Below are 13057 nucleotides of genomic sequence, written 5' to 3'. Positions count from 1 at the left end.
GGGCGTTTTCATTTCACCGCGCGGCAGCCTCAGCTGGCGGCGGCGCGTACCGCGGCAGACAGGCGATCGAGCGTGTCCTGCATCAGCGTCGCGTCGTCAGCTTCCACCGTAACCCGCACCACCGGCTCGGTACCGGAAGGACGCAGGAAGGCACGACCACGACCGGCCACCGCCTGCTGCGCGTCGGCGAGCGCGGACTGCACGCTTTCAGCCTGCACCGTGGCCTTGGCCGAGACATTGCCCAGCCGCACGTTCACCGTCTTCTGCGGCACCCGCACCAGCCCCTTCAGCGCCTGGCGCAGGGTCTGGCCGTTGTTGCGCAGCGCCACCAGCACCTGCAGGGCACTGACGATGCCATCGCCGGTGGTGGCCCGATCCAGGCACAGCAGGTGTCCCGACGCTTCACCGCCGAGCACGCCACCACCTTCGATCAGCGCCTGGTGCACGTAGCGGTCACCGACGTTGCTGCGCAGGAACGGAATCTGCAGATCGGCGAAGGCCTTCTCCACACCGTAGTTGCTCATCAGCGTACCGACCACCGGACCGCGCAGGCGACCTTCTTCCTTCCACGCACGTGCCAGGATGTACAGCAGGTCATCACCGTCGACCGGATTGCCCTGGTCATCGGCCATCAGCACGCGGTCGCCATCGCCATCGAAGGCGATGCCGAGATCGGCGCGGGTCTCGCGGACCTTGGCCGCCAGGTTGTCGATATGGGTGGAACCGACGCCGGCGTTGATGTTGACGCCGTTGGGTTCAGCACCGATACCGATCACTTCCGCACCGAGCTCACGGAACAGCAGCGGTGCGATCTGGTAGGTGGCCCCATGCGCACAGTCCAGGACCAGGCGCACGCCACGCAGGTCGAATGCACGCGGCACGCTGGCCTTGCAGAATTCGATGTAGCGGCCGACCGCCTCACGTGCACGCGAAGCTTTGCCCAGCTTCTCCGATTCGGCGGTGGTGAACGGAACATCCAGTGCCGCTTCCAGCGCCAGCTCGGTGGCATCGTCGAGCTTCTCGCCCTGGGCGGAGAAGAACTTGATGCCGTTGTCGTAGTGCGGGTTATGCGAAGCACTGATGACGATGCCGGCATCCACGCCCAGCGTGCGGGTCAGGAAGGCCACGGCCGGGGTCGGCATCGGCCCCAGCAGCTGCACATCAGCACCGGCGGCGACCAGCCCAGCCTCCAGCGCCGCTTCGAACATGTAGCCGGAAATGCGGGTGTCCTTGCCGATGATCACGATCGGCCGGCGCCCGTCCTGGCCACGCTGGGCCACCAGCACCCGGCCCAGGGCGTTGCCCAGACGCAGCACGAAGTCGGCCGAGATCACGCCCTGGCCGACCCGCCCACGGATGCCATCAGTACCGAAGTACTTGCGGCCTCCCATCACGCCACCTCCGGCGCCGGCTGACGGCCCAGCATCGCCAGCAGGTCGGCGAGACGGTCACGCATTTCACGGCGGTCGCAGATCTGGTCGATGGCACCGTGCTCCAGCAGGAACTCCGAACGCTGGAAGCCTTCCGGCAGCTTTTCACGCACGGTCTGTTCGATCACGCGCGGGCCGGCGAAACCGATCAGTGCCTGCGGCTCGGCGATGTTGATGTCGCCCAGCATCGCAAACGATGCCGATACGCCACCGGTGGTCGGGTGGGTCAGCACCGAAATGAACGGCAGGCCGGCTTCACGCAGCTTGCCCAGCGCCGCCGAGGTCTTGGCCATCTGCATCAGCGAGAACAGGCCTTCCTGCATGCGCGCACCGCCACTCTGCGAGAAGCACACATAGGGGGCACCGATCTCGACTGCGGTTTCGGCAGCCAGCGAGAAGCGCTCACCCACCACCGAGCCCATCGAGCCGCCCATGAAAGCGAAGTCGAACGACGAGGCCACCAGCGCACGGCCCTTGAGCAGGCCGCGCATGGCGATCAGCGCGTCGTACTCGCCGGTGTTCTTCTGCGCGATCTTGATGCGCTCGCTGTACTTCTTCTGGTCCTTGAACTTGAGCAGGTCGGTCGGGCCCAGGCGCGCAGCGATCTCGGTGGTGCTGTCGGCGTCGAACAACGCTGCCAGGCGCGCACGTGCACGGATCGCCATGTGGTGGCCGCACTTCGGGCAGACCTCCAGGTTCTCTTCCAGTTCTGGCCGGTACAACGCGCTGCCGCAGTTGCTGCACTTTTCCCACAGGCCCTCGGGGACGCTGCGCTTCTTGCTGGGGGTGTTGTCGGTGCGGATGCCGGACGGCATCAACTTGCTGAGCCAACTCATGCGGGAGGACACTTCCGTTCAGGGCGGCCCAAGGGCCGCAAAGGCGGACAGTCTAGCTCCGCTTTCCCTGCCCGTGCACCCCCTGTGCCACCGGCGGAAGGCCGGGAAAAACCATGCTGGGACGTACGTTTAGCGCGGCAACGCCGCGCGGGTAGTGCCGGGCCATGCCCGGCGGATCCCCTTGCGGCCGGCACCGCCGGGCATGGCCCGGCGCTACCGTTACTGGTCCAATGCCTGCCGCAGCGGGGCCAGGAAGGCAGCGGCACGCTGCGCGGCCTGTTCCACCGAGCCCGCCTCAGCCAGCGCGGCGACCAGCGCGCTGCCGACCACCACGCCATCGGCCTGGCGGGCCATGGCCGCAGCACTGGCTGCATCCTTGATGCCGAAACCTGCCACCACCGGCACCGATGCGCGCGTGCGCAGGGCCTGCAGCCGAGCGCTTGCGGCATCGCTGTCCAGCCGCTCGGAGGCACCGGTGACGCCAGCGAAGCTGACGTAGTAAAGGTAACCACGCGCCAATGCCAGCAGCTTGTCGGCACGTGCCTCGCTGGTGGTCGGCGAGGCCAGCAGCACCAGCGCCAGGCCGGCAGCATCGAAGGCCTGCTGCGCCTCACCGGCTTCTTCCGGCGGCAGGTCGACCAGCAGCACTCCATCGACACCGGCGTCCACGGCGTCCCTGGCGAATGCTGCGTAGCCATGGATCTCCACCGGGTTCAGGTAGCCCATCAGTACCACCGGGGTCTGCGCGTCGCGCTCGCGGAACTGCGCCACCGCCCGCAGCACGTAACGGCTGCCAGCACCGCGTGCCAGCGCGCGCTCGGAGCTGCGCTGGATGGTCGGGCCGTCGGCCATCGGGTCGGAGAACGGCACGCCCAGTTCAATAACATCGGCGCCGGCATCGACCAGTGCATGCATCACCGGCACGGTCGCCTCCAGCGAGGGATCACCTGCCGTGATGAATGGGATCAGCGCCTTGCGCTGCTGCGCGCGCAGGCGCTGGAAACAGGCATCGAGTCGGGAAACAGGCATCTCAGGCACATCCTTCAATCAGTTCAATCGCATCGCTGGTCCCCCAGTACATCTGGATGACCCTCCCTTCAAACAGTTCCACGCGGATGCCAAGGGCCGAGCCCGGGTCCTGCCAGGTCAGGTACTCGCCCTGCTCGCCATCGTAGGCATGCGGGCTGGACACAGGCGGCTTCGGAAACCGGGCAACCGCCTGGGCGCGGGTCATGCCGACGCGCAGGCCGAACGGGCCCGGCTGCTGGGTCGGCGCCCCGCTCTCCGGATCCAGGCCGAGGTCGAAACGGACCACGCGATCTTCGTCGGTCATCATCGACACGCCGGGCGGCAGCCCCTTGCCGTCGTAGTACTCGCAGCTTCCGCCGAGCGCTTCGACCGCTCCTTGTGCCGTCCACGGCCCGAATGCCTTCAGATCCGTCATGTGTTGTCCGATCAGCACCTCGCCGGCATGGTCCAGCGCCACCGAGACCACCGCCGGCCCGTCATCGCTGTTGGTCTCTTCCGTGGAGGGCGGATCGTCGATCGGCGTGCGCGCCATCGGGTCGAGGTCATCATTGGCCGCCGGTTGCTGCACCGGTTGCGTGGTGGCCTTGGCCGCCGGTGCCAGCACCGGCGGTTCCGGCGGCTGGCATGCCGCCAGGCCGAAGGCCAGCAGAAGCACGCCGCTGCTTCGCAGCCGCGCGCTCACAGCACCAGGCCTTCGCGCGCGGCGATGGTGTGCACATCCTTGTCGCCACGGCCGGACAGGTTGCACAGCACGATCTGATCGCGCGGACGCTCGCGTGCCAGCTTCATCGCCTGCGCCAACGCGTGGCTGGATTCCAGCGCCGGCAGGATGCCCTCGGTGTGCGCCAGCAGATGGAAGGCCTGCAGGGCCTCCTCATCGGTGATGCCCAGGTAGCGCGCGCGGCCGCTGTCGGCCAGGAACGCGTGCTCCGGGCCGACGCCCGGGTAGTCCAGGCCGGCCGACACCGAATGGGTCTCGATGATCTGGCCGTCGTCGTCGCACAGCACGTAGGTGCGGTTGCCATGCAGTACCCCGGGGCGACCGGCAGCAATCGAGGCCGCATGGCGACCGGTATGGATACCATCACCGGCCGCTTCGGCACCGACGATTTCGACCTGACGATCATTGAGGAAGGCATGGAACAGGCCGATCGCATTGCTGCCGCCGCCGACGCAGGCGGTGATCGCATCGGGCAGGCGGCCGTACTCGGCCAGCATCTGCTCGCGTGCTTCGCGGCCGACGATGGCGTTGAAATCGCGCACCATGCGCGGATAGGGATCCGGGCCGGCGACTGTACCGATGATGTAGAAGGTGTCCTGCACATTGGTCACCCAGTCGCGCATCGCTTCGTTGAGCGCATCCTTCAGGGTGGCCGAGCCGGAGGTGACCGGCACCACCGTCGCGCCCAGCAGCTTCATGCGGTAGACATTGATCTTCTGCCGCTCGATGTCGGTGGCGCCCATGTACACCACGCATTCCAGGCCCAGCCGTGCGGCGACGGTGGCACTGGCCACGCCATGTTGGCCTGCGCCGGTCTCGGCGATGATGCGCTTCTTGCCCATCCGCGCCGCCAGCAGCGCCTGGCCAATGGTGTTGTTGATCTTGTGCGCGCCGGTGTGGTTCAGGTCCTCGCGCTTGAGCAGGATCTGCGCGCCACCGACGTGGTCGCTCAGGCGCTGCGCGTGGTAGATCGGGCTCGGCCGGCCCACGTAATGGGCCAGGTCGCGGTCGTAGGCCAGCTGGAATTCCGGATCCTGGCGGGCCTGGTCATAGGCCTGGGCCAGTTCCTGCAGCGGGCCGACCAGGGTTTCGGCGACGAAGCTGCCGCCGTAGCGGCCGAAGTGGCCCTGGGCATCCGGGAAGGCGTGGTAGTCGGCAATGGGGGAGGCAGACATGGAAGCGACCGCTGGTTCGAGACAGGTGGATACTCTAGCGCACGGGTCGTGACCGGAAAATCGATATTATCTCGCGTATATCGTCAGGAAATCTCACATGAGCCACTCCCTGCTGCCACCGCTCAATGCGCTGCGCGCCTTCGAGGCCACCGCCCGTCTGGGCGGGGTTGGCCGCGCTGCACAGGACCTGCACGTCACCCACGGTGCGGTCAGCCGGCAGCTGAAGCTGCTGGAAGACCACCTCGGCCTGGCGCTGTTCCAGCGTGCCGGCCGTGGCCTGCGCCTGACCGCTGCGGGCATCCGTCTACAGGCCGCCTGCAGCGAAGCCTTCACCGGCATCGAGGACTGCGTGCGCGAGCTGGGACGACCCGCGGCCTCTCCGGTACTGGTCCTGGGTTGCAGTGGCAGCGTGCTCGCGCGCTGGATGATCCCGCGCCTGCCCGCGCTGCAGGCCGCCTTGCCCGGCGTGCGCCTGCAATGGTCGGCGCTGGACGGCAGCTTCACCGAGGCGCAGGCGGCACTGGATGCGGTGCTGCTGCTTGCACAGGGACCGTGGCCACGCGGTTGGCAGGTGCGCGAACTGGCAGCGGAACGGGTCGGCGTGGTGGTGGCCCCCTCGCATCCGGCGGCACTGCGCCTGCGCAACGTGCCGCCGTCTGCACTGCTGAAGGAGACACTGCTGCACACCAGCTCACGGCCACAGGCGTGGCCGGCGTGGGCGCAGGCGCACGGCCTGGAAACGTCCAGACTGCAGCTGGGCACTGCCTTCGAGCACCTGTACTACCTGCTTGAGGCGGCTGTGGCCGGGCTGGGCCCTGCGATCGCGCCCGAGCCGCTGGTCGCGGAGGATCTGGCGGCGGGCCGGCTGGTCGCGCCGTGGGGATTTGCCGCCACGGGTGGCTTCTGGGTATTGGCGCGGCCGGACGGCCCGGTCGATGCGCGCGTGGATGCCCTGGCCGACTGGGCAGCAGCGCAACTGCGATGAGGCGAGGCCCCGGGCGGCGTTCACCCCCCGGAGCCGGCAATACATTCCTCAGCGACCGCCCATCGCGACCCGCTGCTGCTCCTCATGCACCTGCTGCTGATGCGACGGATCTGCAAGCAGCTTGGCACTGGTCTGCTCCAGCGACGGCGGCGCCTGGGCCAGGTCGACCGCGGTGCGAAAACCCGGCGTCGTGCCCATCACGAACGCCTTGCCATCCTGCACCGTGATGCTCTGCAGCTTGTCGGCCGCGTCGATACCGTTCTGCTTTGCATGCAGGGTGATATTGGCCGCAGCCTCTTCGGAGAACACGCTGGGAAGCTTGCTGCGGACGGCGTTGTGCAGTCCGTGGTCCGGATGCGATGCATCGTTCAGCGACGGCCCTTTCGGCACAGCCGCTGCAGGTTCATGGCCCTGCACACGGCCCGCCGCCAGTGCGGCAGTGGTCTGGCGACCGACAATTCCATCGGCCACCAGCCCCTGCTGTTTCTGGAGCGCAATCACCGCTTCGCGGGTGTGGTCACCGAAACGGCCATCCTCTGACAATCGATGGCCCTGTGCATCACGCACGCCGAGCTGGTTGAGGGTCTGCTGCAACGCCTGCACGTCGGCGCCACGCTGGCCCTGCTTCATCACCTCGTTGGCCGCGGGGTGCGATGCAGCCGGCTGCACGCTGGCGGCAGGCCGGGACAGCGCAGGTTCGCCACTGCCGTGCAGCGGCGCGCGCACCTGGAATTCCGGCTTCGGTGTCAGCGCACCAACGATGCGGGTGCTTCCGCCATCCCAGTACCCGCCTGGCCGGATGGTCACTTCGGCCGGCCCGGTGCTTCCCTGCGAACCGATGAACTGGATGTTTCCCTGTGCATCGTAGCCTTTGAAAATGCCGACATGCTGGCCCTGCGACGAGGAGAACATCAGGATGTCGCCCTGCTTCAGCGATCCGTGCGGCTTGCGTGCTTCGGCAGCTGGGGTCACATCGAAATGCTCACGTGCATAAGCCGTGGTGTTCGCACCATTGAACAGCGTCGAGGTAGTGAACCCGGCAGCACTCTCGCCACGCACGTCGTAACCCGCGTTCTTCAGGCCGCGCCATACGAACGCCGAGCAATCCACGCCGAAGCGTCCGTCACCATCAAGGTCACGCTCCAGCCGGCTGCTGTCGCGCCCGGGACGTGGATGGTCCGGGCGCCCGTATTCGTACTGGCGGCCCGAGGCCATGAAATGCTGATAGGCCTCGTTGTAGACCGCGGCACCGCCGACTGCAGCCGCGGCCCGGCCCACAGCGGGCGCCGTCACCGAAGGCGCCTGTACCTGAGCCTGGGTCGGTGTCTGCACCGGCGCGGCCGACTGAGTGCGCGTGGGTTGCTGCAACGTGGCGACCTCACCCGGCTGCCAGCCCTCGAAACGGCGGATGCCGTCTGCCAGCACCTCGCGCTCGCGCACGCTCATCTGGCCGACGGTCTTCGAGCGCAGGTCGACACCCTGGCGATCGCCCTCGGCATAGATGGTGGCCGCCTGTTCCTTGTGGTGGGTGGTGCCGCTGTAATCCTTCGTGGAGTAGCTCGGCAGCATTTCCTCCACGGTCTTGTCACCGAACCGGCGTTCGAGCAGCTGGATCTTCGCCACCCGGCCGGCTTCATAGCTCTCGAAAACCGCGTTGCCCCACTGGTCGAGATCGACCACGCCCTTGTAGCGCCCCTGCGCCGATTCCAGCGCCTGCTCGCGGGTACGCGGATTGGTGACCGTTTTGTCCGCGCTGCCGGCGAATTCGAACTTGAGATTGCCAGGATTGTTGTTGCGCCACGAGACGCTGCCACCTGATCGTTCGACGACGCTGCCATCGTCCATTTCCAGCGTGCGGGTGGTACCTACGCTGCTGACCAGCCGGGTGATTTTTGGATCCGACATGAGCTGTTCCTTTGCCAGTGGTTGATTGGACCGCTCCCCTGGCGGTGATTACATTCCGTTGGAAAACACGTCGAGCACGTCCGCACTGACCCAACCCTGTGCGCAGTTCCCGGCGTAATGTCCCGGCGCCGCCGCATGGCAGGCCTCGCCCCCCGTGTTCGCCAGGCCAGTGATCGGCCTGTCGCCATAGGTGTCACACAATGTGTTTCCCTTGCACTTCCCGACTGTCGCAGCGGGAACCGCAACGACGTAATAGAACAGCGGGTTCTGTCCGGCGCGCCCGATGCCCTGCACACAGACCAGCTGCCCCTTCGACAGCTTCGCGGTCACGCTGACCTTGCTGCCGGTGGATGGCACCGCATTCAATGTCTCCACGCCCTTGGCGTCGGCCACGCCAGCGAAGAAACCCTGGTCGCCACAGTCCGGCGACAATTCGACATCGTAGAAATCACCGCTGTCCACGTCGCCGGCCGTGCAGCCGCTGCCTGTACTCGCGTTGCTGCATTTCACACCGCTGGCCTGGATCAGCGCAGCCAGGCCGTCGGCAGCCGGTGCTGCCGACGGAACCGTGGCCGGTGCCGTGGCAGGTGCGGCTGCCGGTGTGGCAGCGGCCGGTGCCGATGTGGCCGGGGCGGATGAGTCACCGGCCGCACACGCGCCCAAGGCAAGCAGCAGGCCGGGCACGATCGCCAGGCGGGCCAGGCGGATACGGTGGGAAGAGAGATGGGGCATATCCATTGCGTCCTCGTTGGAAAGGTAAGGCGTATCTCGAGGGTGCTGCCAGCGACACGCACGCAGCGTCGCACCCAACCGTGACAGGCTGGGCGCATTGTGTCCGATCAGATGTTTGGGGGCTGTCGACTTTTTGGCGCTGGAACCTGAATCAGCCGAAAGCGTGATGCTCGTCGCATTCAGGGGGCGCCCGCCTTCAAGGCGCGGCGCGCTACAGGCCAGGCTCGCAGGCTACGCACACCCTCCAAGGAGACAGACCCGGCGGAATGCACCGTCGCCGATGACATTCCGGGCGCCCCCCTCAGGTGACGCGGATCACTCCAGAACGGTGCAATCGGCGCGGCGCACTTCCTCGACGAAGGTGCGCATCTTGTAGCCATCCTTGATGCCCGGCTCCAGTTCGATGCCGCTGGAGACGTCCACGCCCCACGGCAGCGTCGCCAGCACGGCGTCGTAGACGTTTTCCGGGTTCAGGCCTCCGGCCAGCAGGAACGGACGGTGCAGTCCGGTCGGGACGCGGCTCCAGTCGAACGCCACGCCGGTACCGCCACCGCCGCCCGGCGCATGGCTGTCGAACAGGAAGCCGGCTGCGCTGGGGTAGCGCAGCTGCAGGGTGCGTGCGTTGACCTCTTCACGCCCGCCCATGGCGATCGCCTTCAGGTACGGCATGTTGAAGCTGCGGCAGAAGCTCTCGTCTTCCTCACCGTGGAACTGCAGCAGGGTCGGCCGCACCGTGCGCAGCACCTCACGCACCTCTTCCTTGCTGTTGTTGCGGAACAGCGCCACCACGTCGACCATCGGTGCGATCGCCTGGCGCATCGCGCGCGCTTCGGCCGGAGCGACCCGGCGACTGCTCTCGCGGGCAAAGATGAAACCCACTGCGTCCACGCCCAGCTCACCGGCCAGGCGGACGTCGCCGGCACGGGTCATGCCACAGAACTTGATGCGCGTACGGTAGTAGGAACGGCTCATAGCGTGACCTCGGCGGGCAGATGCCAGTTGTCGGGGTACAGGGGCCCAAGGAACACCAGGCCCTGCGGCGGTGCGGTGGGACCGGCTACGGTTCGATCACGCCCGGCCAGCAGTTCAGCGATCCATTCCACCGGTTTTTCGCCGCTGCCCACCAGGATCAACGAACCGACGATATTGCGGACCATGTGATGAAGGAATGCATTGCCCTGTACTGAGACTTCGATCACCTCGCCGTGGCGGCTGACCTGCAGCGACTGCAGCTCACGCCGCGCGTGCAGCGCCTGGCACTGGACCGAGCGGAATGCACTGAAGTCGTTCTCACCGAGCAGGGCCTGTCCGGCGGTGTGCATGAGCGTCTCGTCCAGCGCACGCCGCTCCCAGCTCAGGGTCTGCCGCTCGAGCGCCGGCCGCACTTCGCGGTTGAGCAGTCGGTAGCGGTAGCGGCGCGCGCGCGCCGAGAAACGGGCATGGAAATCGTCGGCGACCGGAACACACCAGCGCACTGCGATTGAACGCGGCAGACGGGTGGTGGTGCCCAGCATCCAGGCGCGCGGATCGCGCACCACGTCGGTATCGAAATGCACGACCTGGCATTGGCCGTGCACACCGGCATCGGTACGACCGGCACAGACCACCTGCAGCGGCGTGTCCGCCACCGAGGACAAGGCCTGTTCAAGGCTGGCCTGCACGCTGGGACCACCTTCGCCCAGGTTCTGCCAGCCCCTGAAATCGCTGCCGTCATACTCGACGCCAAGCGCGTAACGCATGTGCTACCTCGAAGTTGCGGAGGGGGTGACGCTCAGGCCGGGTCGCGTTCGGACCAGACCGCCAGTTCATTGCCACCGGGCTCGACGAACTGGAAGCGGCTACCGCCGGGGAAAGAGAACACCGGGCGCACGATCACCCCGCCGGCATCACGCACGGCCGCTTCGACCGGCGCCAACTGATCGGCATACAGCACCAGCAGCGGTGCGCCACCTTCCGTGGCCCGCTGTGGCTGGCCGCGGAAGAAACCGCCCTGCAGGCGGCCGTCGTCGAAGGCGGTGTAATCGCTGCCGTAGTCGACGAATGACCAGCCAAACACTTTCTCGAAGAATGCACGGCTGGCGGCCGGATCGCTGGAAGCGAATTCAACGTAATCGATGCGGCGCTCGCGGCTCATGGCACAGTCCTTGTCGGCAGGTTCGGTCACGGCAGGCGGGCCAGCAGTTCCCGGGCCTGTGCCTGGCTGTGCAGGTCGCCGCCTTCGGCGACTTCCAGCAGCAGGGTACGCGCAGTCTGTGCGTCACCCAGGTCGAGATAGGCGATGGCCAGTTCCAGGCGCTCCTGGCCAGCACGCGGTGACCAGCCAGCATCGTTGGTGGGTGCGGCATCCGTCGTAGCGACGTCATCAGTGTGCGCGTTGTCGATGCGGTCATGGTGGACGCGGTCGACCACGGCCTCGACCTCATGCGACTCCGCCGGCAGGTCAAATACGCCACGGAACTGCGGCTGTTGTTCGGCGTGCAGCGCATAGTCCGGCACACCGACGTCGGCAGCGGCTTCCTGCACCGCCGGTTCGTCAGGGTGCTGTTCGACGACAAGCCCGTCGTCATGTCCGGACGCTGGCTCGTCCCAGCGCGGCTGTTCGGTCACTGCCGCAGGCAGCTCCACCACATCCTCTGCGCGCAGCGTCCCGACCTGCCAGTCGGCCTGCACTGCGTGATCGGCCGTCGGCTCGGCATGCGACGGGTCATGCGTTTCGAGCTCGGTTTCGGTGGCCCAGGCTGGCATCGCCGGCTCCTGGCGGCCCCCTTCGGCAACCACCGACGACCATGAAGACTGCTCGGCCAGGGTATCCAGCGCGGCTCCAGCCGGAACCGCCGCAGCAAGCCCGGTGGCATCGTCTTCTTCACGCAACGGCGGCAATGGCGACGGCTTGCGACGGCGCAGCAGCCACGCCGCAGCGGCCGCCAGCAGCAGCACCGGCAGGCCCAGCCAGTACCATGGCGTTGCTGCGTCGCGGGCACCGGGGGCCTGCGCGAGGCGTTGCTGCGCGGCGGCCAGATCGTTGTCCTTCATGGCAATCAGCGACTGCTGCTGCTGCTTCAGCGCTTCCAGGTCGGCCACGCGCTGCTTCAGCTCGCCGATCTCGGCATCGCGGGTGGCGATGTCCTCACGCGCCTGGCGCAGTTGTTCGTTGCCCAGCATGTCACCCTCGCTGCCGGCAGCGGTGCCGGTGGTTGTGCCCGCACGCGCGGCGTCGGACGCCAGCGCCGGAGCGATCTCAAGTCGTGCCCCGTTGGCCGCAGCCGGGGAGGAATCGGTGGCCGCGACCGCCTTGGCGACCGGGGCGACCGTGCCCGCGGGTTGCGGCACGGTACGCGCCTGCCGCCATTGCGCGGCGTGCTCGCGCACCAGCGCAGCGGCCTCGGCGGCATCGACGGCTGCCAGCGCATCACTGCCCGGCATGCGCAGCACCGCGCCCTGCTTGAGCAGGTTCACGTTGCCCCGGATGAAGGCTTCGGGATTGGCGCGCAGCAGGGCGATCATCGCGCGGTCGCGGCTGATCTGGTTGCCACGTGCCACCGCGCCGGCGATCTGCGACAGGGTCTGCCCGCGCTGCACGGTGACACTGCCATCGGCTGACGGCGCGGCAACCGGTGTAGCTGCTGTACGCGGGCGAGCCGGCACCGGCTCAGCGGTGGATGCACGCACGGGCGCTGGCACGCTTGCCGTTTCGGCTGCTGCAGGCTCAGGCGCCACGTCGCGGGTGATGGTGTTGGACAGGGTGCCTGCAGGAGCAACGATCTCCGGTTCGGCCACGGCCAGCGCACTGGACGGTGCATCGACCAGCGCCGAGTACTCGCGCACCAGTCGGCCCTGGCCCCAGTCGGCCTCGATCAGGAAGCTCAGCGACGGGGTCTCGACCGGTGCCTGCGAGGTCACCCGCACCACTGCCCTGCCCTGTGCATTGCGGGTCAGTTCGAACTGCAGCTCGCTGACCAGCCCGGTCGGCCGTTGCAGGCCCACGCGTTCGAAGGTGACCGGTGACGCCAGCGCCACGCGCAGGTTTTCCAGCTCGGACGGGTCGGCAGAGATCACCGGGATTTCTGCCAGCAGGGGCTGGCCCGGCTTGGACAGGACACGGATGTCACCCAGGCCCAAGGCAAGCGCCGAACTGCTGGCCAGGGCCAGCAGCGCGGCGGAAAGATAGCTGAGCGGGCGCTTTGCGCCCTTGGCCCGTTTATTCATGGGCGACACTATAAAGCGTGCGGACCGGGGTCCGCACC

General features: G+C 67.5%; 12 protein-coding genes. 1 reads left to right on the top strand and 11 read right to left on the bottom strand.

What is annotated here, in order from left to right; genetic code table 11:
* Positions 1–29: 29 nt before the first annotated feature.
* From glmM to trpB, 5 genes are all read right to left on the bottom strand, one after another.
* The gene (gene glmM / locus AC13GA_RS06655; protein ID WP_482997744.1) at positions 30–1391 is read right to left on the bottom strand and encodes a phosphoglucosamine mutase; all 1362 of its coding nucleotides are present in this window, start codon (positions 1389–1391) and stop codon (positions 30–32) included.
* Positions 1391–2266 (bottom strand): acetyl-CoA carboxylase, carboxyltransferase subunit beta, encoded by an 876-nt coding sequence (accD, locus tag AC13GA_RS06650; protein WP_006381208.1) that lies wholly within the window; start codon positions 2264–2266, stop codon positions 1391–1393. The genes glmM and accD overlap by 1 nt, the downstream gene beginning before the upstream one ends.
* A gap of 219 nt (positions 2267–2485) precedes the next feature.
* Entirely contained in the window at positions 2486–3295 is an 810-nt protein-coding gene (gene trpA, locus AC13GA_RS06645) for a tryptophan synthase subunit alpha (RefSeq protein WP_428709607.1), read from the bottom strand.
* Position 3296: 1 nt separating this feature from the next.
* Positions 3297–3977, bottom strand: a complete 681-nt coding sequence (locus AC13GA_RS06640; RefSeq protein ID WP_428709606.1) for a hypothetical protein — start codon at positions 3975–3977, stop codon at positions 3297–3299.
* Positions 3974–5191 carry a tryptophan synthase subunit beta gene (trpB, locus tag AC13GA_RS06635; RefSeq protein WP_006381255.1) on the bottom strand — a complete coding sequence of 406 codons (1218 nt, stop codon included), beginning with the start codon at positions 5189–5191 and terminating at the stop codon, positions 3974–3976. The genes AC13GA_RS06640 and trpB overlap by 4 nt, the downstream gene beginning before the upstream one ends.
* A gap of 97 nt (positions 5192–5288) precedes the next feature.
* On the opposite strand from trpB, the gene AC13GA_RS06630 reads away from it, so the two are divergent.
* Positions 5289–6176: a LysR family transcriptional regulator gene (locus tag AC13GA_RS06630; protein ID WP_482997743.1), complete on the top strand. Its 888-nt coding sequence runs from the start codon at positions 5289–5291 to the stop codon at positions 6174–6176.
* A gap of 48 nt (positions 6177–6224) precedes the next feature.
* Here AC13GA_RS06630 and AC13GA_RS06625 read toward each other — a convergent pair whose 3' ends face one another.
* The 6 genes from AC13GA_RS06625 to AC13GA_RS06600 form a co-directional block, all read right to left on the bottom strand.
* Entirely contained in the window at positions 6225–8081 is a 1857-nt protein-coding gene (locus tag AC13GA_RS06625; protein ID WP_482997742.1) for a C40 family peptidase, read from the bottom strand.
* A 48-nt stretch (positions 8082–8129) separates the two neighbouring features.
* Complete coding sequence (locus AC13GA_RS06620; protein ID WP_482997741.1) at positions 8130–8819, bottom strand: hypothetical protein; 690 nt, start codon at positions 8817–8819, stop codon at positions 8130–8132.
* Between the two features lie 309 nt (positions 8820–9128).
* Entirely contained in the window at positions 9129–9785 is a 657-nt protein-coding gene (locus AC13GA_RS06615) for a phosphoribosylanthranilate isomerase (protein WP_135274607.1), read from the bottom strand.
* Positions 9782–10552 carry a tRNA pseudouridine(38-40) synthase TruA gene (truA, locus tag AC13GA_RS06610; RefSeq protein ID WP_136639381.1) on the bottom strand — a complete coding sequence of 257 codons (771 nt, stop codon included), beginning with the start codon at positions 10550–10552 and terminating at the stop codon, positions 9782–9784. Before truA ends, AC13GA_RS06615 begins: the two co-directional genes overlap by 4 nt.
* A gap of 32 nt (positions 10553–10584) precedes the next feature.
* Positions 10585–10947: a VOC family protein gene (locus tag AC13GA_RS06605; RefSeq protein ID WP_253078243.1), complete on the bottom strand. Its 363-nt coding sequence runs from the start codon at positions 10945–10947 to the stop codon at positions 10585–10587.
* 26 nt (positions 10948–10973) lie between these two features.
* On the bottom strand, positions 10974–13019 hold the full coding sequence (locus tag AC13GA_RS06600) for a FimV/HubP family polar landmark protein (protein WP_482997740.1): 2046 nt from the start codon (positions 13017–13019) through the stop codon (positions 10974–10976).
* Between the last annotated feature and the right edge of the window lie 38 nt (positions 13020–13057).

This window comes from Stenotrophomonas sp. 22DLJC03, assembly GCF_056861405.1.
Note: the sequence above shows the minus strand (reverse complement) of the source record. Positions and strands in the feature narration are given on the sequence as shown.

Bases quoted from the DNA above. Each gene is read 5' to 3' on its own strand.
- glmM (WP_482997744.1), bottom strand. From the start codon at position 1,391: ATGGGAGGCCGCAAGTACTTCGGTACTGATGGCATCCGTGGGCGGGTC.
- accD (WP_006381208.1), bottom strand. From the start codon at position 2,266: ATGAGTTGGCTCAGCAAGTTGATGCCGTCCGGCATCCGCACCGACAAC.
- trpA (WP_428709607.1), bottom strand. From the start codon at position 3,295: ATGCCTGTTTCCCGACTCGATGCCTGTTTCCAGCGCCTGCGCGCGCAG.
- trpB (WP_006381255.1), bottom strand. From the start codon at position 5,191: ATGTCTGCCTCCCCCATTGCCGACTACCACGCCTTCCCGGATGCCCAG.
- AC13GA_RS06630 (WP_482997743.1), top strand. From the start codon at position 5,289: ATGAGCCACTCCCTGCTGCCACCGCTCAATGCGCTGCGCGCCTTCGAG.
- AC13GA_RS06625 (WP_482997742.1), bottom strand. From the start codon at position 8,081: ATGTCGGATCCAAAAATCACCCGGCTGGTCAGCAGCGTAGGTACCACC.
- AC13GA_RS06620 (WP_482997741.1), bottom strand. From the start codon at position 8,819: ATGGATATGCCCCATCTCTCTTCCCACCGTATCCGCCTGGCCCGCCTG.
- AC13GA_RS06615 (WP_135274607.1), bottom strand. From the start codon at position 9,785: ATGAGCCGTTCCTACTACCGTACGCGCATCAAGTTCTGTGGCATGACC.
- truA (WP_136639381.1), bottom strand. From the start codon at position 10,552: ATGCGTTACGCGCTTGGCGTCGAGTATGACGGCAGCGATTTCAGGGGC.
- AC13GA_RS06605 (WP_253078243.1), bottom strand. From the start codon at position 10,947: ATGAGCCGCGAGCGCCGCATCGATTACGTTGAATTCGCTTCCAGCGAT.
- AC13GA_RS06600 (WP_482997740.1), bottom strand. From the start codon at position 13,019: ATGAATAAACGGGCCAAGGGCGCAAAGCGCCCGCTCAGCTATCTTTCC.